The organism is Kineococcus sp. AC630 (assembly GCF_979255925.1).
In genome coordinates this window covers 52,410-71,777 of sequence record NZ_CEEDMJ010000019.1, presented here as the reverse complement: position 1 = coordinate 71,777, position 19,368 = coordinate 52,410, and the positions used below count along the sequence as shown (strand labels likewise).

The following is a 19,368-nucleotide window of genomic DNA, read 5'->3' as shown; positions in this document are numbered from 1 at the left end:
TCAGAGGTACTGCCCCGTCCCGGGCGGCTGGATGCGGGGCATGCCGTCGCCGCGCGGGGGGCCGGCGGGGTGCGGAGCCCCCGCCGGCAACGCCCGCCGCATCTCCTGCAGCTGCGCCTGCGCGGCCATCTGCTGGGCGACGAGCGCGGTCTGGATGCCGTGGAAGAGACCCTCCAGCCACCCGACGAGCTGGGCCTGGGCGATGCGCAGCTCGCTCTCCGAGGGCGTCTCACCCTCCGCGAACGGCAACGCGATCCGGCGCAGTTCCTCGACGAGCTCCGGGGCGAGACCGTCCTCGAGCTCGTTGATGGAGCGCTCGTGGATCTGGGCCAGGCGGCTGCGGCCGGCCTCGTCCAGCGGCGCCGAGCGCACCTCCTCCAGGAGCTGCTTGATCATGCTGCCGATGCGCATGACCTTCGCCGGCTGGGACACCATGTCGGCCGGTCCGGGCTCACCGTCCTCGGGCGGTTCGGCGATGCCCATGCCCTGCGGGGTCACCACCACGACGCGCGGTTCGGGGCCGTCGGTGGTCTCACGGGGGGCGTCGGGCGGGGTCGGGTCGCCCGGGAAGGAGGTGGAGTCGGTCGAACCGGGGAATCCGGAGGTGGAGTCGGACATGACCCCATCCTGCCCTCAGCCCCGCCGGTGCACCTCTCGCGGGAGGCTGCGGGCCGCGCTCAGCACCGTCAGCGCCACGACCGCCCCGGCCACGACGTAGGACGTGCGCAACGAGGCGTCACCGGCGTAGACCACGACGAGCGCCGCGGCGCAGGTCACCGGGACGACCAGCGACAGGGCCACCAGCCGGCCGCGCCGACGGTGGTCGCGGCTCGGCAGCACCTGCACCAGGCAGAGCACGATCGAACCGACCAGCGCCGAGGCGAGCACGTCACTGACCCGGTGCCAGCCGTCGGCGATGACGAAGGCCCCCATCGCGCCCGCGGCCGCCGCCCCCACCAACGCGACGGGAAACCGCAGCCAGCGCGGCGACGCCACCAGCAGCCCCAGCGCCAGCCCGAGCACCGCCGACGTGTGACCGCTGGGCAGGCTGTTCGAGGACGCCGCGTAGCTCTCCGCGAGGTGCGGACGTTCCAGCAGCACCAGCTTCAGCAGCTCGGTCAGCCCCAACGTCCCCGCCGCGACGACCAGGCCCTGCACGGCGCGCCCGGGACGTCCCCGGACCAGGGCCAGGACACCGATGGCGACGAAACCGAACACCAGGTGCTGCGGCTGCAGACGTTCCGCGAGGTGGAACGCCCGACCGAGCCAGCCGGCCGCGTCGCCCCGGGTCGCGAGGGCGTCGGTGTGCAGGTGGTTCTCGTGCAGCTGACCCGTCGCCGTCCGCACGCAGACGTAGTAGAGGACCCCGAGGGCCACGACCTGGCCCCACGCCCCGGCGAGCGCGACGAACGACCACGTCCGTCGCGCCCCGGGCGTGCGGGACGGGCTGTGCTGCTGCGAAGGCGCGGAGGTGACCACCCCTCCACTGTGCGGCACCCGCGACGGCGCTGCGCACCCGTGACGTGCAGGGAAGGTGAGCTTCCTGTGTCCTGCCGGGTCAGCGGGACGCGCGGTCCAGCGCCGAGAGTTCCTCGGCGTCCAGGACGAGGTCGAGGGCGGCCAGCAACGCCGGCAGCTGCTCGAGCGTGCGGGCGCTCGCGATCGGTGCGAGCACCGTCGGCTGCTGACGCAACCAGGCCAGCGCGACGCTCGCGACCTCGACATCGTGGGCGGCGGCTGCTGCGTCCAGCGCCGCGAGGACCTTCTCGCCCTTGGGTTCGTCGAGGTACTTCGCCGCCCCCGCCTGGCGCTGGGACTCGGCCAGCCGGCCGGGGCGGTACTTGCCGGTGAGGAAGCCCGACGCCAGAGCGTAGTAGGGGATGGCGGCGAGACCGTTGTCCGCCACGACCTTCGCCGCGTCGCCCTCGTACTCCGCGCGCTCCACGAGGGAGTAGTTGTTCTGCAGCGCGACGTAGCTCGCGAACCCCTCCCGGCGCGACGTCTCCAGCGCCTGCTCCAGGCGCGGGCCGGTGTAGTTCGAGGCCCCGATCGCGCGGACCTTGCCCGCCCGGACGAGTTCGTCGAACGCGCCGAGGGTCTCCTCGAGCGCGGTGTCCGGGTCGTCGGCGTGCGCCCAGTAGAGGTCGATCCGGTCGGTCTGCAGCCGCTGCAGCGACTCGTCGACGGCCGCCCGGATCGTGTCCGCGGCGAGGCCCTCGCGGTCGGGCTTCTTGCCGACCTTGGTGGCCAGCACGACCTGGTCGCGCTTTCCGGACTTCGCGAACCAGCTGCCGATGATCGTCTCGGAGATCCCGGCCCCGCCCGCCGACCAGGCCGAGTAGACGTCGGCGGTGTCGACGAAGTCGCCGCCCCCCTCGACGAAGGCGTCGAGCACCCGGTGCGACTCCGCCTCGTCGGCGGTCCACCCGAAGACGTTCCCGCCGAGGCTGAGCGGTCTCACGTCGAGTTCAGAGGTTCCGATGCGCGTCATGGGCCCAGGCAACCACCCACCACCGCACCCCGCACCCCGCGCCCCCACCCGATCCGTGATCTTGCAGGGATTCCCAGCAAGATCACGGATCGGGGTGGTGGTCAGAAGTCGGTGCTGGTGCTGAGGTCGCGCCAGACGTCCACCTCGGCCGCCCGCGCCTTGAGCACGCCGTCGATCGCGGTGACGGCGTCCGTCCCCAGGAAGATCGAGGCCGGGGCGTTCTCCGCCTCGGCGATCGCGATCATCGCCGCCGCCGCCTTCGCCGGGTCGCCCGGCTGCGTCCCGTGCGCGGTGTCGTTCTCCTTGCGGCGCTTGCCGGCCGTCTCCGCGTAGTCGCCGATCGCCTCGGCGGACTGCGTCAGCGAACGCCCCGCGAAGTCGGTGCGGAACCCGCCCGGCGCGACGATCGTCACCGAGATCCCCAGCGGGGCGAGCTCCTGGCGCAACGACCGCGACAACGCCTCCAGCGCCGCCTTCGCCGCCGCGTAGTACCCCGAACCGGGCGGCGCGACGTGCGCACCGATCGAGGAGATGTTCAGCACCGTCCCGCTGCGGCGGGCCCGCATGCCCGGCAGGACGGCCTTGAGCATCGACGCGGCCCCGAAGACGTGCGTCGCGAAGAGGCGCTGCACGTCGTCGTCGTCACCCTCCTCGACGGCCGCGCGGTAGCCGTAGCCCGCGTTGTTGACGAGGACGTCGATCGCACCGAACCGCTCCTCGGCCGCGCGGACGGCCGCGGCGACCTGGTCGGGGGAGGTGACGTCGAGGGCGAGGGCCAGCGCGTTGTCGGGCTTCGCGTCGGCGATGTCGGCGACCCGCGACACGTCACGAGCGGTGACGACGACGTTGTGACCGCGTTCGAGGACGGCCTGGGCGAGCGAACGCCCCAGGCCGGTGGAGCAACCGGTGATGAACCACGTGGACATGCCCCGACCTTCCCAGGGGTTCGCCCCTCCTGCCAGACCGCGGCAGGGCCCCCCTCCCGTGCGGTAGGAAGAGGAGGTGCCCACGCTCACCGAAGGCGGCAACGCTCCGCTGACCGCGACCTCCGTCCGCGCGCACGTCACCGGCCCGGTCGACGTCACCGCCCTCGTCGTCAGCGCCGACGGCAAGGTCGCCGGCGACGCCGACATGGTCTTCTTCAACCAGCCCACCGCCCCCGGCGTCCGCCTCGACGGGACGGCGCTCGCGCTCGACCTCACTGCGTTGCGCCCCGGGGCGGACAAGGTCGTCGTGGTCGCCAGCCCCGCCGCCGAGGGGGCCACCTTCGCCGGGACGGGCGTGAGCCTGCGGATCGAGGGGGCCGGGGAGGCGGTGGAGTTCACGCCCGCGCGGCTGGGGTCGGAGACCGTCGTCGTCCTCGCGGAGTTCTACCAGCGCGGCGGTGCCTGGAAGGTCCGCGCGGTGGGCCAGGGCTACGACAACGGTCTCGCCGGGTTGGCGGGCGACTTCGGGGTGGACGTCGACGACCCTGGGGCACCCGCGCCGGAACCGGTGGCCCCGAAGGTCTCCTTCACCAAGGGCGAGGACCGGCTCCCGGTCGAGATGCGCAAGAACCTCAACCTGCGCAAGGAGAAGGTCGCACTCGTCCTGACCAAGCACCGGATGACGGGGTTGCGCTGCCGGGTGATCGTGGTGCTCGACGTCTCCGGCAGCACGAGTTCGCTGTACCGCAAGGGCGTGTTCTCGCGCGCGGTCGAACGGGTCGCCCCCGTCGCGGCGCAGGTCGACGACGGCGCCGAGATGCAGGCCTGGGCGATGGGGGGCCGGGCGAAGCAGCTCGAGGACATCACCATCGCGACCCTGCCGCAGTGGATCGAGCGGTACACCAGCAAGCGCTACACCGAGGCCGAGGGCTGGAACAACGAGAAGGCCGCGATCGAGGACGTCGCCCGCTACGTCGCGAAGAACCGCCTCGACATCCCGACCCTCGTCCTGTTCTTCCACGACGGGGGCGTGACCGACAACCGCGGCACCGAGAAGGCGATCCGCGCCGTCGACCGCGAACCCGTGTTCTGGCAGTTCATCGGCATCGGGCGCAGCGACTACGGGATCCTCGAGAAGCTGGACACCCTCGAGGGCCGGGCGCACGACAACACGGGGTTCTTCGCCCTCGACGACCTCGACGCCGTCGACGACGCAGAACTCTACGACCGGATCCTGCAGGAGTTCCCGGCCTGGATGCGGGCCTACTACCCCGCGGGAGCGCCTGCGCTGCAGGGACTCAGCTGAGCACCGCGCGGTCGAGGTGGTCGAGGACCTCGGCCCACGCACCGCTCGGCAGGTCGTCGCGGTCGAGGCCGGCGCGCACGAGCCCGGCGAGTTCGGCGGCGGTCGGGGCGCTGCTCGCCCCGCCGAGCCGCTGCACCGAGACCGACCCGGCGAGGACGGCGAAGGCGACGGCGGTGCGCAGGTCCCAGCCCGCCGTGCGTGCTCCGCAGAAGGCGGCGACGAAGCAGTCGCCGGCGCCGGTGGGGTCGATCGCGGCGACGGGTGGGGCGAGGACCTCGCACCGTTCCCCGGTGCCCGCGTCGAGCGCGACGGCCCCGCGGGCCCCGCGGGTCACCACGACGACCCCGGTCCTGGCCGCCAGGGCCTCCAGGGCGTCGTCGGCGTTCCCCGTCCGGGTGTAGAGCCTCGCCTCGTCCTCGTTGGGGACGAACGCGTCGACGTCGGCGAGACGGTCGAGGGTCGCGGGGTCCCACCGGCCGGTGTCGTCCCAGCCCACGCCGCCGACGACGAACGTGCCGTGCGCGCGCAGGTCGCGGACCCAGGCCGGGATGCCCTCGGCGATCCCGACGTGGCAGGCCGCCACCCACGGCAACGGATGGGGCAGCGACTCGGGCAGCCAGGTGGCGCGTTCCTCGTAGGTGATGAAACTTCGGTCCGCGGCGTTCGTCAGCGCGACCGTGACGGCGGTGTGGGCGTCGGGGAGTTCCGCGAGCCAGTCGAGGCGGAGCCCGGGTTCGGCGCCGAGCTGGGCCCGCACCGCGCCGCCGAAGACGTCCGTCCCGACGGCCCCCACGAGGGCGGTCCCGAACCCGAGGCGGGCACCGGCGACGGCGCGGGTGGCCGTCCCACCGGCGGTCACGGTGAAACCGTCGGCAAACACCTCCGCCCCGGGCAGGGGTGCCTCCACCCCGGACATCACCAGGTCGCAGAACACCCGGCCACCGAAGACGAGGTCGAGCTCGGTCACGGGACACCCCTCGATTCACTGATCGTTCGTGCAGGTCGGTTCGCCAGAGACTAGTCAGGGATGCGCGTTCGGTCATATCCTCCCTGCGTGAACGAGCAACGAGGGGCTGTCGAGTGAAGCTGGCGATCCTGGGCGGGGGCGGCTTCCGGACCCCGTTCGTCTGGCAGGCGCTGCTGCGCGACCGGGGGTTCCCGCGCATCACGACCGTGACGCTGCAGGACACCAGCGAGGCGCGCCTCGCGGGCATGCGCGCCGTGCTGGAGCAGCTGTCCGAGGGCTTTCCCGATCCGCCGCGCCTGCAGACCACGACCGACCTCGACCGTGCCGTCGAGGGCAGCGACTTCGTCTTCGCGGCCGTCCGCGTCGGGGGGCTCGAAGGGCGCTGCGCCGACGAACGGGTCGCCCTCGACCTCGGGGTGCTCGGCCAGGAGACGACGGGTCCGGGCGGGCTCGCCTACGCCCTGCGCACCGTCCCGTTCATGCTCGACGTCGCGGAGCGGGTCAAGCGCCTCGCCCCGGACGCCTACTTCCTCAACTTCACCAACCCCGCCGGCATCATCACCGAGGCCCTCCAGGGCGTCCTCGGGGACAAGGCGCTCGGCATCTGCGACACCCCGTCCGGCCTCGGACGCCGGGTCGCCCTGCTCCTCGGCCACGACCCCGACCACGCCCGCCTCGACTACGTCGGCCTGAACCACCTCGGCTGGCTGCGACGGGTCGAGGTCGGCGGCCGGGACGTGCTCCCGGACCTGCTCGGGGACGACGGACTGCTGGCCCAGCTCGAGGAGCAGCACGTCTTCGGCGCCCCGTGGCTCAAGGCCTTCGGCGCCGTCCCCAACGAGTACCTCTACTACTGGTACCGCAACGCCGAAGCCGTCGCGCGCATCCGGGAGTCCGCGATGACCCGGGGGGAGTTCCTGCTCAAGACCCAGGGCGAGTTCTTCGACGCCCTCCCGCACGCGGGTTCCGGCGCCGCGAAGTTGTGGCGCGACACCGTCCTCGACCGCAGCGCGAGCTACATGGCCGAGGCCAAGGGCGGTGAGCAGGGCGCTCCCGAGAACCCCGAGCCGCCGGAGACCGACCCGTCCCAGCAGGGCTACGCCGGGGTGGCGCTGGCCGTCATGGCCGCCATCAGCCGCGACGAACCCTCGACCGCGATCCTCAACGTGCGCAACGGCTCGACCATCACCGGACTGCCGGCCGACGCGGTCGTCGAGGTCCCCGTGGCCGTCGACGGCAGCGGGGTCCGCCCGTTCGCGACGCCGGCCCCGGACCTGCACCAGCTGGGGCTGATGCAGCAGGTGAAGGCCGTCGAACGCCACGTCATCGCGGCCGCCGTCCACGGTGACCGCTCCGAGGCGTTGCTGGCCTTCGCGACCCACCCGCTGGTCCGTTCCACCGACGTCGCGGAGAAGCTGCTCGCCGGCTACGTCGAGCGGATCCCCGAGGTCGCGGCCGTGTTCGACCGTCCCTGAGCCGGCCCTGATCCGGCCCTGAACCAGCCCCCCGCCGCGCCCAGAAACTCATCGAGGAGAAACCCCGTGCACGACGACCTGACCCTGGTCGAGGGGCGCGTCCACCGCGTCCTGACCCACCGCATCCGTCCCGCCGTCCACTCCCACCGGGTGCCGATGACCCTGTCGGCCTGGCTGGTGCCGGACGAGCCGGTCCCGGCCACCGAGGCCGTCGCCGCACTGGCGGCCGGGGAGTTCGGCGGGTTCGAGATCGGCACGACGTGGGGCCGGCCGTGGTCGACGACGTGGGTGCGCGCGCAGGCCGAGGTCCCCGCGGAGTGGGCCGGTCGCCGGGTCGAGGCCCACTTCGACCTGGGTTTCGTCGGCGACTGGCCGGGCAACCAGGCCGAGGCGCTGGTCCACACCCTCGACGGCGTCCCGATCAAGGGGGTCGCCCCCGACAACCAGGTCGTGCCCGTCGTCCGCGACGCGCAGGGCGGGGAGACCGTCGACTGGCTGCTCGAGATGGCCGCCAACCCCGACGTCATGGCCGACGACATGAAGCCGACCCCGTTGGGGGACAAGGCGACCGCAGGCGAGAAGCACCTCTACACGATGAAGGTCGCCGACCTCGTCGTCCTCGACGAGGAGGTGTGGATGCTGGCCGTGGACGTCGAGGTCCTCGACGACCTCATGCGCCACCTCCCCGGGAACGAACCCCGCCGCTACGAGATCGCCCGCGCCCTCGACCGCGCGCTGGACGCCCTCGACCTCGACGACGTCTCGGGCACCGCGACCGCGGCCCGCGCGCAGCTCGCGGACGTGCTGTCCTCCCCGGCCGTGCGCAGTGCCCACACGCTGTCCTCGGTCGGCCACGCCCACATCGACTCGGCGTGGCTGTGGCCGCTGCGCGAGACGAAGCGCAAGACGTCGCGCACGTTCGCCAACGTCACCGCTCTGGCGCAGGAGTACCCGGAGTTCGTCTTCGCCTGCTCCCAGGCCCAGCAGTACGCGTGGGTGAAGGAGCGTTCGCCCGAGGTCTACGCCCGCATGCAGGCCGCGGCCCACGCCGGGCAGTGGGTCCCCGTGGGGGGCATGTGGGTCGAGGCCGACGGGAACCTGCCCGGGGGTGAGGCCCTCGTCCGCCAGTTCGTCACCGGCAAGTCCTTCTTCCGCGAGGAGTTCGGCGTCGACTGCAAGGGCGTGTGGCTGCCCGACTCCTTCGGCTACTCCGGCGCCTACCCGCAGATCGCCCGCCTCGCCGGGATGGAGTGGTTCCTCACCCAGAAGATCTCCTGGAACCAGACGAACAAGTTCCCGCACCACACCTTCCGCTGGGAGGGCATCGACGGGTCGCAGATCTTCACCCACTTCCCGCCCGTCGACACCTACAACGCGATCTTCTCCGCCGAGGAACTGACGCACGCCGTCGCGAACTACTCCGAGAAGGGCCGCGGCACCCGGTCCCTCGCGCCGTTCGGCCACGGTGACGGCGGTGGCGGCCCCACCCGCGAGATGCTGGAACGGGCCCGGCGCTTCGCCGACCTCGAGGGTTCGCCCAAGGTGAAGGTCGAGGACCCGAACCGGTTCTTCGCCGACGCCCGCGCGGAGTACCCCGACGCCCCCGTCTGGGCGGGGGAGCTCTACCTGGAACTGCACCGGGCGACGTACACCAGCCAGGCCCGCACCAAGGCGGGGAACCGCCGCAGCGAGCACCTGCTGCGCGAGGCGGAACTCTGGGCGACGACGGCCGCGCTGAACGTCCCCGGCTACGCCTACCCCCACGCCGAACTCGACCGGCTGTGGAAGATCGTCCTGCTGCACCAGTTCCACGACATCCTCCCCGGCTCCTCCATCGCCTGGGTGCACCGCGAGGCCGAGGCGACCTACGGGCAGGTCCGCACCGACCTCGAACTGCTCACCACCGAGGCCGTGACCGCGCTGGGCACCGGCTCGCGGGTCCTGCTGAACACCGCCCCGCACGAACGGACCGACGTCGTCGACGGCGCCCTCGTCCGGGTGCCGGCCTCCGCCGCCGTGGTCCTCGCCGACGCGGGCGCGGACGTCGAGGTCCCCGTCACCGTGCAGGCGCAGGACGGGGTCACGACCCTGGCCAACGGCACCCTCACGGTCGTCGTCGACGCCGACGGGTTGCTGTCCTCCGTCGTCGACGAGGTCAACGACCGCGAGGTCCTGGCCCCCGGGACCCGCGGGAACCTGCTGCAGCTGCACAGCGACTTCCCGAACAACTGGGACGCGTGGGACGTCGACCAGCACTACCGCAACCGGGTCGTCGACCTCGTCGCGGCCGACGAGGTGAGCGTGGTCGAGGACTCCCCGCTGCGGGCCCGCGTCCGCGTCGTGCGCACCGTGCGGAACTCGCGCATCGTGCAGGAGTACGTGCTGAGCGCCGGGTCCGACCGCCTCGACGTGCACACCGAGATCGACTGGCACGAGCAGGAGAAGTTCCTCAAGGCGGCCTTCCCGCTCGACCTGCACGCGGCGGTCAGTTCCTCGGAGATCCAGTTCGGCCACGTGCAGCGCTCCACGCACACCAACACCAGCTGGGACTACGCCCGGTTCGAGACGGCCATGCACCGCTGGGTCCACGTCGCCGAACCCGGCTACGGGGTCGCGGTCGCCAACGACGCCACCTACGGACACGACACGACCCGCGCCGCCCGCGAGGACGGCGGGTCCACCACGACGGTGCGGCTCTCCCTCGTCCGCGGCCCACGGATGCCCGACCCGCAGGCCGACCAGGGTGCGCACGTCCTGTCGTACTCCCTCGTCCCGGGAGCGCGGATCGCCGACGCCGTCCGCACCGGCTACGACCTGAACCTGCCGCTGCGCGTCGTCGACGGCCCGGCGGAACTCCCCGCCGCACCGGTCACCGTCACCGGGTCCGGCGCCACGCTGGAGGCCGTGAAGCTCGCCGAGGACGGTTCCGGCGACGTGATCGTCCGGATCTACGAAGCGTGGGGCGCCCGCGCCAAGGGGGAACTGCGGACCTCGTTCGACCTCGCCGAGGTCACCGTCGTCGACCTCCTCGAGGACCCTGCGCAGGACGGGACTGCGGCCGCGCGGGGGATCGCCTCGCTGCTCGAGGACGGGAGCGTCGGCTTCGCCCTGCGCCCGTTCGAGGTCCTCAGCCTGCGGTTGGCCCGCGCGTGAGCCACGGACAGCCCCCGGTGTGGCTCGACCCCGAGCACGTCGGCCGCCGCCGGGAACCGCTGTCGACGCTGCGTCGCGCCGTCCCCGACGACGGTGCGACCTGCGTGGACCTCGACGGTGACTGGGAGTTCCAGCTGCGCCCGCGCCCCGACGCGGCTCCGGGGGAGCGGTGGCTGACGGCGCAGGTCCCCGGCTGCTGGACCACCGAACCCTCGCTGTGGGGTGAGGTCCCCGACCCGCCCTGGTACACCAACGACCAGATGCCGTGGCCGGACCTGCCGCCGACCCCGCCGACGGAGCACAACCCGACGGGGGTCTACCGGCGTTCCGTCGAGGTTCCCGCCGCGTGGGCCGGGCAGCGGGTGCTGCTGCACGTCGGTGCGGCGGAGAGCGTCCTGCTCGTCCGGGTCGACGGCCACGACGTCGGCAGCAGCACCGACTCCCACCTGGCCGCGGAGTTCGACGTCAGCGCGTGGGCCGCGCCCGGTGCGAGCGTGCAGGTCGAACTCACCGTGGTGAAGTGGTCGGCCGCGACGTTCGTCGAGGACCAGGACCAGTGGTGGCACGGGGGCCTCACCCGTTCGGTGCGGTTGGTCACCCGACCCCTGTTGCACCTGTCCGACGTCCGCACCGTGGCCCGGGCCGACGGTCGCCTCGACGTCGACGTGCGGGTCGGTTCCGACGCGGGTCGACTGCCCGACGGATGGCGGGTCGCCGCCCGGTTGGCGGGTTCCGAGCTCGCCTTCGACGCCGCAGCGCACGCCCGCGACCTCGACGACGAGCGGATCTCCCTCTACCGGGGCCGGGCCCGCTTCGCGGGACTCTTCCCCGGGATCGCGACGTGGACCGCGGAGACGCCCGTCCTGCACGAGCTGACCGTCGAACTGCGCGACGCCACGGGGGCCCTCGTGGACTCCGTGGTGCAGCGGGTGGGTTTCCGGACCGTCGAGGTCATCGGGGCGGACCTGCTGGTGAACGGCCGCCGGATCTTCGTGCGGGGGATGAACCGCCACGACCGCGATCCGCTCACCGGCCGGGTCGTCACCCGCGAGCAGGTGCGCGAGGAGCTGCTGACGCTCAAGCGTTTCGGGTTCAACGCGGTGCGGACCTCGCACTACCCGAACGACCCGGTGTTCTACGACCTCACCGACGAGCTCGGGTTCTACGTCGTCGACGAGGCGAACGTCGAGTCCCACGCCTGGGCCCACGAGATCTGCGACGACCCCGCCTACCTGCCGGCGTTCACCCAGCGCGTGGGGCGCATGGTGCGCCGCGACCGGAACCACCCCAGCGTCATCATCTGGTCGCTGGGCAACGAGAGCGACTACGGCGCCAACCACGACGCCGTCGCCGCCTGGATCCGTCGCGACGACCCGACCCGGCCCGTCCAGTACGAGGGGGCGATCAAAGACGACTGGAACGCGGGGTTCGCCGCGAGCGACATCGTCTGCCCCATGTACGCGCACATCGGGCAGATGGTCGACCACGTCACCCAGAACCCGCCGATCCGGCCCGTGATCCAGTGCGAGTACTCCCACGCCATGGGCAACTCCAACGGGTCGCTGGCGGAGTACTGGCAGGCCATCGAGTCGCTGCCCGGTCTGCAGGGCGGGTTCGTCTGGGAGTTCGCCGACCACGGCATCCTGCAGCGCAGCGCCGACGGCCTCCCGGCCGGTCGGGCGGGAGCGGGGGCGTTCGCCGACGGCGTCCCCGCCGAGGGTTTCCGCTGGGCCTCCGGCGGCGACTTCGGCGACACCCCCAACGACGGGGCCTTCTGCCTGGACGGGATGACGTTCCCGGACGGCACCGCGAAACCCGCGATGTTCGAGCACCGTGAGCTGAGTTCCCCCGTCCGGTTGTCCGTCGTGGACGGTGACGTCCGGATCCGCAACGCCCTCGACTTCTCGGGTCTGGGTCACCTGCGGGCGCAGTGGCGCCTCGACGCGACGGACGGGACCTCGCTGACGGTTTCCGCCGTCCTGCCCGACCTCGCCCCCGGGTGCAGCGCCGTCGTCGCCCTCCCCGCCGAGGTCGTCGCGGCCGGGAGCGGCGAGCGGTGGCTGCAACTGCTGCTCAGCCAGGCCGCGGACACCCCGTGGAACCCGGCCGGGGCCGAGGTGAGCCGTCCGGCCGTGCGGTTGGCCGACGTCGCGGTGGCGCAGGACGCCGTCTGGTCCCCGGCGTCCGTGGACGAGGAGGGACGGGTCTCCTTCCCCGGTCTCCCGGGCCGTCCGGAACTCACGCTGTGGCGCGACCCGACCGACAACGACGTCATCGCCGGTGACGCCGAACGGTGGATCGCCGCCGGCCTCGAGCAGACCGGGGCCGTCGTGGAGAGCGTCCGGGCGGACGGTGACGCGACCGTCGTCGTCTCCCGGCTCAAGACCGCCGTGGGCGACGTCGTGCACACCCAGCGGTTCCGGGTGGCCGGCGACGTCCTGGGCTGCGAGGACACCGTCGAGGTCCCCGAGGGCCTCGACGACCTGCCCCGCATCGGGGTCCGGCTCGTCCTCCCCGTCGCCGACGTGGCCCGCTGGTTCGGGACCGGTCCGTGGGAGACCTACCCCGACCGCTGCACCGCCCCGACCGGCTGGCACGAGCTGCCGGTGGCCGGGCTCGGAGTGCCCTACGTGCGCCCGCAGGAGAACGGTGGCCGCACCGGCGTCCGCGAACTCCACCTGGGTGGGGTGCGGTTCTCCTTCGACCAGCCGGTGCACGCCACGGTGACGGCTTCCGGCGTCACCCTCGACGTGCGTCACCGCGGTCTCGGATCAGCGTCGTGCGGTCCGAACGCGCTGCCGCAGTTCCGGATCGGCGCGGGGACGCACGCGTGGTCCTGGAGCGTGCGGGCGCGGTGAAACTGCTGCTCATCGGCCTCGACGGGGTCCGGGTCGACCTCGCCCTGCCGGACGTCGTCGCCGCGGACCCGGGGTTCGCCGAGCCCGACCACCCGGGCGACCCCCGGTTCGCGGCGTCCGGTCCGCCACCGGAACTCGCCCCCGGGAACCCCGGCGCACCGGTCGCGCCGACGCTGGAGCGCCTCGCCGCCGGGGGCCGGGTGGTCCCGGTGTGGATGACCCCGCCGACGGACTCCGGTCCCGGGTGGGCGTCGTTGCTGACGGGCACGACCCACGAGGAGAACAACGTCTGGTGGAACGAGTTCGTCGGTCACCGGCTCGCCCGCTGCCCCGACCTGCTCTCCCGGGTGTTCTTCGCCGATCCGCGGGCCCGCACCTTCGCCGCGTCGACGTGGGCCGGGCTGGTCGACCCGAGCGGTCCGGGGCCGGTGGTCCACACCCGGCCCGACCAGCACGTCGGGGGCCAGCACCAGCTGTTCGCGGCCACCGACTTCGGTGACGGGTGCCGTTCCGCGGACCGGCAGGTGCGCAGCCGCGCGGCGTGGGTCCTGAACCACGAGGGACCCGACGCCGCGTTCGTGTACTTCGAGGGTGTGGACGAGGCCGGTCACCGGTACGGCTCGTCCGGGGCGGAGTACCTCGAGGCGCTGCGCACCGTGGACGAGCACGTCCGGTTCCTCGTGAAGGCCGTCGCGGAACGGGTGGAGCAGCTGGGTGAGGACTGGCTCGTCGCCGTGACGACCGACCACGGGCACAAACCCGAGGGCGGTCACGGTGAGGACGAGACGGTCGTCCGCCGTTCGTTCCTGCTCGTCCACCGCCTCGGCGGCGCGGTCCCCGCGGTGGTGGCCGACGCCACGACGTTGCGCAGCCACGAGGTGGCGCCGCTGCTGCTGGCGGCGGTCGGGGTGGTGCCCGGGGAGTTCCGGGCCGGGCACCCGGTCGGGCAGGTGCGTGACGTCGCGTCGATCGGGCCGACGCGCGACCTGCGCTACGAGTGGTGAACGACCTCGCGCGTGACCTCGCGCGCGACTTCGACGGTGACCCCGCCGAGACCGAGCGCCTCGCTCGTCCGGGTTTCCGGGGCCACGTCCGTGATGAGGTGGTGGTAGGCGCCGACGTCGCAGACGGTCGCCGTGCCGCTGCCGGGGAACTTCGAGGAGTCGGCGAGCATGACCACCTCGTCCGCGGCGGCGATCATCGCGCGTTTCACGGGGACCTCGTCGGTGACGGTGTCCACCGAGTGGCCGCTGCGGCGGATGCCGCTCGTCCCCAGGAGCAGGACGTCGGCGCGCACCTGGCGCAGGCTCTCCTCCGTGAGGTAGCCCACCAGGGAGCGGTGGGCCGGGCGCACCGCGCCGCCGAGCAGCACGAGGTCGACGGTGGGGTCGTCGACGAGTTCGGTGAAGACGGCCAGGTTCCGGGTGATGACGGTGAGGGGACGGCCGTGCAGGTAGCGGGCCACCCGGCCCACCGTCGTCCCGATGTCGAGCAGGACGGACTGGCCGTCCCCGATGCGCGCGGCCGCGGCGCGGGCTATGGACTCCTTGTGGTCGGCCTGCCGGTCGACGAGGTCGGCGTAGACGTCGTCGCGCAGGTCGACGGGTCGTGCCCCGCCGTGGACGCGCTTCAGCAGGCCGGCGTCGTCGAGCTTCACCAGGTCCCGGCGGATGGTGGCCTCCGACAGGCCGAGGCGGTCCACCAGTTCCGACACCGTGGCCGGTCCCTGGTTGCGGACGACCTCGACGATCGCTTCGCGTCGCTCCTTCGCTTGCACGTTCGACAGAATACCTTGCGCGTTCGCGCATGTGGCAAGTACCGTTCGCGCAATCTCGTCGATGAGAGTCGCGGCAGTTGCGCGATCGCTCACGATGATCAGACGTCGAGAAGGGTCTCGCCATGCTGCTTTCCCGTCGCAACCTCCTCCTCGGTTCGGGGCTGGCGGCCCTGGGGGCCGGGGCCCTCTCCGCCTGCTCCACCAGTGCCGGCAGCTCCGGCGGTGGAGGCTCCTCGAGCGGCCTCGGCCTCTGGTACTGGAACGGTGGCCTGAGCGACAAGGTCGTCGAGGCGGCCAAGACGCAGTTCCCCAAGGACGACATCAAGCCCAACAAGGTCGGCGGCGACTTCAAGCAGAAGCTGCAGACCACCCTCACGGGTGGTTCCTTCATCCCGCAGGTCACGGGCGTCAAGGGCGAGGACATGCCCTACTTCCGCTCCGTGGCGGACAAGTTCACCGACCTCAACCAGTTCGGCGTCAAGGACATCGCGTCGACGCAGCTGGCCTGGAAGTGGTCCGAGGCGCAGACCCAGGACGGCAAGCAGCTCGGGTTCCCGATCGACATCGGCCCCACCGCCATGTTCTACCGCAGCGACATCCTGGCCCAGGCCGGCCTGCCGACGGACCCCGCAGCGGTCGCCGCGGCCACCTCGACGTGGGACGACTTCTACGCCTTCGGCCAGGAGCTGCACGGCAAGGTCCCGGCCAGCTTCCCGGTCCCGCAGCTGGCGAACGTCTTCCAGATCGTCGTCGGTCAGCTCTCCCAGCGCTTCGTCAGCGAGGACAACACCTTCACGGGCGACAGCGACGAGATGAAGCAGGCCTGGGACACCACGGTCAAGGCGCAGACGCTGGGCCTCAACGCCAACGTCGCGCAGAGCCTGGAGGCCTCGACCGCCTCGGGTGTCGTGGCCATGGACCTCGGCGCCGCCTGGCACGCCCTGGACATCAAGCTCGCCGCCCCCGACACCAGCGGCAAGTGGATGGTGCGAACAACCCCGTCAAGCCCACCAACTTCGGTGGCTCGTTCCTCACGATCCCGTCGGCGACCAAGGACAAGCAGGCCGCCTTCGACGTCATCAAGTGGATCCTCAGCTCCGACAACCAGGGTCAGGCCTTCACCGACGCGAGCATCTTCCCCGCCGACCCGGCCGCCTGGGAGCTGGCCGCGCTCACCGGCGGCGACGAGTTCTTCAGCGGGCAGAAGACCATCGACATCTTCGGCCCGGCGGGCAAGGAGGTCCCCTCCCAGTACGTGTCGGCGTCCGACTCGGCCATCCAGGCCGCCTACCTGAACGAGCTGACCAACGTCGAGGCCAACGGCAAGGACCCCGCCCAGGCCTGGACCGACGCCGTCTCCTCGGCCAAGGACATCGCCCAGCGGCAGGGCGTGAAGTGAGTTCCACCAGCCTCGACCGAGGGTTCCGGCGCAGCCGCTCCCGACCTCCGGGTCAGACGCCGGCGAAGACCGGTGCCCGGCGGAACCCGTGGCGCTTCTGGCCGCAGTACGTCGCGGTGAGCCCGTTCTTCCTGATCTTCGCGGCGTTCGGGCTCTTCCCGCTGGGGTTCTCGGCGTGGCTGGCGTTCCACCGCTGGGACGGGGTCAACCCGGTCACGTTCGCCGGTCTGGACCAGTTCCGGTTCCTGCTCGAGGACGCGACGTTCCGCAAGGCCGTCGTCAACACCATCATCATCTGGATCATGGCCACCGTGCCCATGCTCGTGATGAGCCTGGCCCTCGCGGCCATGCTCAACGCGGTGAAGCGGTTCCGGACCTTCTACCAGGTCGTCCTGTTCCTGCCCTCCGTCACCTCGATCGTCGCCATCGCCATCTTCTTCAAGGCGATCTTCAACAACCAGGTCGGTGTCGTGAACCAGGTGCTCGAGGGCATCGGGCTCCCGGGGGTCGAGTGGCTCAACGGCTACTGGACGATCAAGATCGTGCTGGCGACCCTCATGACCTGGCAGTGGGTCGGGTACAACGCGATCATCTACTTCGCCGGTCTGCAGGCGATCTCCACCGAGGTCTACGAGGCCGCGAAGATCGACGGTGCCGGGGCGTTGCGCACCTTCTGGTCCATCACCGTCCCGCTGCTGCGCCCGATCATCCTGTTCACGGTCGTCGTCTCGACGATCGGGGGGATGCAGACGTTCGCCGAACCGCAGGTCATGTTCGGGTCCAACGCCTCCATCAACCCCAACAGCGGCGGACCGGGCCAGGCCGGTCTGACCATGGTCCTGTACTTCTACCAACAGGCCTTCAACAACAACAACTACGGCTACGGCGCCGCCATCGCCTACGGGGTGTTCGCCGTCATCGCCGTGTTCGCCGTGCTCAACTGGCGCCTGACCGCCCGTTCGGAGAAGTGATCGAGATGGTTGCGCAGAACACGCTCACGGCCCGTGGCCGGGACACCGGCGGCGCCCCCGCCCGCAGGAACAAGGGCGTCAGGAACTCGGCGAAGTGGGCTCACCTCCCACTGGTGCTCGCCACCCTGCTCCTCCTGTTCCCGTTCTACTGGACCGTGGTCATGGCCACGAACACCAACGCCGACTACTACCTCACCCCGCCCAAGGTGGTCCCCGGCACGCACCTGCTGGAGAACATCGGCTCCGTGCTGACGAGCATCAACTTCTTCGGGTCGATGGCCAACACCGCCATCGTCGCCGTGTCAGTCACGGCGCTCGTGCTGTTCCTGGACTCGATGGCGGCGTTCGCCTTCGCCAAGTACGACTTCCCGGCCAAGAAGTTCCTCTTCGGCCTGATGCTGGCGTTCTTCATGGTGCCCGCCCAGCTCTCGACGGTGCCGCAGTACATCACCATGACCCACATCGGCTGGGTCGGGACCCTGCAGGCGCTCATCGTCCCCGCGGCCGCCAACGCCTTCGGGATCTTCTGGATGCGGCAGTACATCTCCACGGCCATCCCGGACGAGATCCTGGACGCCGCCGTCGTCGACGGGTGCGGGTTCTTCCGCCAGTACGTCCTCATCGTCCTGCCGGTCATCCGGCCCGGCCTGGCGTTCCTCGGCATCTACACCTTCGTCGCGGCGTGGAACGACTACGTGTGGCCGCTGATCGTCCTCATCAACCCGGACATGCTGACGTTGCAGGTGGCGCTGTCGCAGCTGAACGCCACCCGGAACACCGACTACGCCGTGGTCATGGCCGGGGCCCTGCTCGCGATCGTGCCGCTCATCGTCGTGTTCCTCGCCTTCTCCCGGCAGTTCGTCGCCGACTCCGTCAAGGGCGCGGTGCGCTGATGGCAGGAACCGTCCTGCGGGCCGCCCGGCCCGAGGACCGGGACGAGGCCGAGGCGCTGGCGGGCGCGGCGTTCTCCGCCGACCCACCCCGACCCGGGTCCGAGGTGGCGGGAACGTCGGAGGTGCTCCGTCGCGTCGCCGAGGACCCGGCCGACGGCCGGTTGCTCGCCACCTCGACGGCCCGGCTCTGCGGGCAGTGGTGGGGAGGGCGCCGGGTTCCCGCCATCGCCCTGGGCGGGGTCGCGGTGGACCTCACCGCACGGGGCCGAGGTGTCGGTCGCGCCCTGCTGACCGACACCTTCGACGCGGCCCGGGCCGCGGGGGCGTCGCTGGTGGCACTCATCCCCTCCACCCACGGGTTCTACCGGAAGGCCGGCTGCGGGATCGCCGGTCGCCGGTCGGTCTACGCCATCGACACCCACGAACTGCGCACCCTGCCCCGTCCGGCCGACGCACCGGCCTACCGCCGGGCGACGTCCGACGACGTTCCCGCCGTCGCCGCGCTCGTGGCGGCGCACGCGGCCCGGACCAACGGTGTGCTCGAGCACGACGCGTCCACCGGGTCCGCCGTGCAGTACGTCGCCGTCCGCGACGGCGTGGTGGTCGGCTGGTGCGCGCTGGGGCGGCGAGCCTCCGAACGCGGGAACTACACCGTCACCGTGCTCGACCTGGTGGGCGCGGACCCCGCCACGGAACTCGCCCTCTGGCGCGACCTGGTCGCCGACGAACCCAGCGCCCGCCAGGTCCACGCCCTGCTCCCGCCGGGCAGCCTGCTGGAGCACCACCTGCCCCGCCAGACCGAACCCGTCGAGGACGCGACCTGGATGCTGGGTCTGCTCGACGTCCCCGCCGCGCTGGCCGGTCGCGGCTACCCGCGCGGGGTGCGGACCCGGCTGACGCTGGACGTCGGTTCCGACGTCTGGACCCTCGACGTCGCCGACGGTTCCGCCCGGGTGGCGGCGGGCGCGCAGCCGGGCCCCCGGATCCGGTTCGACCTCGCCGACCTCGCCTCCGTCTACGCCGGCCACCTCGACCCGCTGAGTGCCCACCACGCGGGTCTCCTCGAGGGGGACGAGGCCGCCGCGGAGTCGCTGCGCACGCTGTTCGCCGGTCCGCCGGCCGTCCTCGCCCGACCCTTCTGAACCGCTGGAG

Annotated in this window: 16 protein-coding genes; 9 read left to right on the top strand and 7 right to left on the bottom strand. The window is 72.0% G+C overall.

All coding sequences use genetic code 11. The features are described 5' to 3' along the window. The 4 genes from AC0I8G_RS19265 to AC0I8G_RS19250 all read right to left on the bottom strand — a co-directional run bounded on the left by AC0I8G_RS19265 (nucleotide 1) and on the right by AC0I8G_RS19250 (nucleotide 3,417). Nucleotides 1-618: a bacterial proteasome activator family protein gene (locus tag AC0I8G_RS19265; RefSeq protein WP_471731380.1), complete on the bottom strand. Its 618-nt coding sequence runs from the start codon at nucleotides 616-618 to the stop codon at nucleotides 1-3. Between the two features lie 15 nt (nucleotides 619-633). Continuing rightward, nucleotides 634-1,479 carry a phosphatase PAP2 family protein gene (locus tag AC0I8G_RS19260; RefSeq protein ID WP_471731379.1) on the bottom strand — a complete coding sequence of 282 codons (846 nt, stop codon included), beginning with the start codon at nucleotides 1,477-1,479 and terminating at the stop codon, nucleotides 634-636. A gap of 79 nt (nucleotides 1,480-1,558) precedes the next feature. Continuing rightward, nucleotides 1,559-2,491, bottom strand: a complete 933-nt coding sequence (locus AC0I8G_RS19255; RefSeq protein WP_471731378.1) for an aldo/keto reductase — start codon at nucleotides 2,489-2,491, stop codon at nucleotides 1,559-1,561. Nucleotides 2,492-2,592: 101 nt separating this feature from the next. After that, on the bottom strand, nucleotides 2,593-3,417 hold the full coding sequence (locus tag AC0I8G_RS19250) for an oxidoreductase (protein ID WP_471731377.1): 825 nt from the start codon (nucleotides 3,415-3,417) through the stop codon (nucleotides 2,593-2,595). 76 nt (nucleotides 3,418-3,493) lie between these two features. Between AC0I8G_RS19250 and AC0I8G_RS19245 the strand changes: the two genes are divergently transcribed. Continuing rightward, a complete protein-coding gene (locus AC0I8G_RS19245) occupies nucleotides 3,494-4,723 on the top strand; it encodes a VWA domain-containing protein (RefSeq protein WP_471731376.1) in 1,230 nt (409 codons plus the stop codon). Here the strand turns inward: AC0I8G_RS19245 and AC0I8G_RS19240 are convergent. Then, nucleotides 4,716-5,690 carry a carbohydrate kinase family protein gene (locus tag AC0I8G_RS19240; protein ID WP_471731375.1) on the bottom strand — a complete coding sequence of 325 codons (975 nt, stop codon included), beginning with the start codon at nucleotides 5,688-5,690 and terminating at the stop codon, nucleotides 4,716-4,718. The two genes, AC0I8G_RS19245 and AC0I8G_RS19240, sit on opposite strands and share 8 nt — an antisense overlap. Nucleotides 5,691-5,803: 113 nt before the next feature. Between AC0I8G_RS19240 and AC0I8G_RS19235 the strand changes: the two genes are divergently transcribed. The 4 genes from AC0I8G_RS19235 (at nucleotide 5,804) to AC0I8G_RS19220 (ending at nucleotide 14,180) form a co-directional block, all read left to right on the top strand. After that, nucleotides 5,804-7,165, top strand: coding sequence for a 6-phospho-beta-glucosidase (locus tag AC0I8G_RS19235; RefSeq protein WP_471731374.1), 1,362 nt, complete (start codon nucleotides 5,804-5,806; stop codon nucleotides 7,163-7,165). A 66-nt stretch (nucleotides 7,166-7,231) separates the two neighbouring features. Then, nucleotides 7,232-10,318: an alpha-mannosidase gene (locus AC0I8G_RS19230; protein ID WP_471731373.1), complete on the top strand. Its 3,087-nt coding sequence runs from the start codon at nucleotides 7,232-7,234 to the stop codon at nucleotides 10,316-10,318. Continuing rightward, nucleotides 10,315-13,176 (top strand): glycoside hydrolase family 2 TIM barrel-domain containing protein, encoded by a 2,862-nt coding sequence (locus AC0I8G_RS19225; protein ID WP_471731372.1) that lies wholly within the window; start codon nucleotides 10,315-10,317, stop codon nucleotides 13,174-13,176. Before AC0I8G_RS19230 ends, AC0I8G_RS19225 begins: the two co-directional genes overlap by 4 nt. Further along, on the top strand, nucleotides 13,173-14,180 hold the full coding sequence (locus AC0I8G_RS19220; RefSeq protein ID WP_471731415.1) for an alkaline phosphatase family protein: 1,008 nt from the start codon (nucleotides 13,173-13,175) through the stop codon (nucleotides 14,178-14,180). The genes AC0I8G_RS19225 and AC0I8G_RS19220 overlap by 4 nt, the downstream gene beginning before the upstream one ends. On the opposite strand, the gene AC0I8G_RS19215 is transcribed toward AC0I8G_RS19220, so the two are convergent. Continuing rightward, nucleotides 14,168-14,953, bottom strand: coding sequence for a DeoR/GlpR family DNA-binding transcription regulator (locus AC0I8G_RS19215; RefSeq protein WP_471731371.1), 786 nt, complete (start codon nucleotides 14,951-14,953; stop codon nucleotides 14,168-14,170). The two genes, AC0I8G_RS19220 and AC0I8G_RS19215, sit on opposite strands and share 13 nt — an antisense overlap. Before the next feature lie 98 nt (nucleotides 14,954-15,051). Beyond that, nucleotides 15,052-15,891: a hypothetical protein gene (locus AC0I8G_RS19210; RefSeq protein WP_471731370.1), complete on the bottom strand. Its 840-nt coding sequence runs from the start codon at nucleotides 15,889-15,891 to the stop codon at nucleotides 15,052-15,054. 41 nt (nucleotides 15,892-15,932) lie between these two features. On the opposite strand from AC0I8G_RS19210, the gene AC0I8G_RS19205 reads away from it, so the two are divergent. The 4 genes from AC0I8G_RS19205 to AC0I8G_RS19190 are packed head-to-tail and all read left to right on the top strand — an operon-like array spanning nucleotide 15,933 to nucleotide 19,358. After that, a complete protein-coding gene (locus AC0I8G_RS19205; protein ID WP_471731369.1) occupies nucleotides 15,933-16,352 on the top strand; it encodes a hypothetical protein in 420 nt (139 codons plus the stop codon). Continuing rightward, nucleotides 16,349-17,323: a carbohydrate ABC transporter permease gene (locus AC0I8G_RS19200; protein ID WP_471731368.1), complete on the top strand. Its 975-nt coding sequence runs from the start codon at nucleotides 16,349-16,351 to the stop codon at nucleotides 17,321-17,323. Before AC0I8G_RS19205 ends, AC0I8G_RS19200 begins: the two co-directional genes overlap by 4 nt. A gap of 5 nt (nucleotides 17,324-17,328) precedes the next feature. Then, nucleotides 17,329-18,216 (top strand): carbohydrate ABC transporter permease, encoded by an 888-nt coding sequence (locus tag AC0I8G_RS19195; protein ID WP_471731367.1) that lies wholly within the window; start codon nucleotides 17,329-17,331, stop codon nucleotides 18,214-18,216. After that, on the top strand, nucleotides 18,216-19,358 hold the full coding sequence (locus AC0I8G_RS19190) for a GNAT family N-acetyltransferase (protein WP_471731366.1): 1,143 nt from the start codon (nucleotides 18,216-18,218) through the stop codon (nucleotides 19,356-19,358). The genes AC0I8G_RS19195 and AC0I8G_RS19190 overlap by 1 nt, the downstream gene beginning before the upstream one ends. Nucleotides 19,359-19,368: the final 10 nt, after the last annotated feature.

Bases quoted from the DNA above. Each gene is read 5' to 3' on its own strand.
- AC0I8G_RS19265 (WP_471731380.1), bottom strand. From the start codon at position 618: ATGTCCGACTCCACCTCCGGATTCCCCGGTTCGACCGACTCCACCTCC.
- AC0I8G_RS19255 (WP_471731378.1), bottom strand. From the start codon at position 2,491: ATGACGCGCATCGGAACCTCTGAACTCGACGTGAGACCGCTCAGCCTC.
- AC0I8G_RS19250 (WP_471731377.1), bottom strand. From the start codon at position 3,417: ATGTCCACGTGGTTCATCACCGGTTGCTCCACCGGCCTGGGGCGTTCG.
- AC0I8G_RS19195 (WP_471731367.1), top strand. From the start codon at position 17,329: ATGGTTGCGCAGAACACGCTCACGGCCCGTGGCCGGGACACCGGCGGC.
- AC0I8G_RS19190 (WP_471731366.1), top strand. From the start codon at position 18,216: ATGGCAGGAACCGTCCTGCGGGCCGCCCGGCCCGAGGACCGGGACGAG.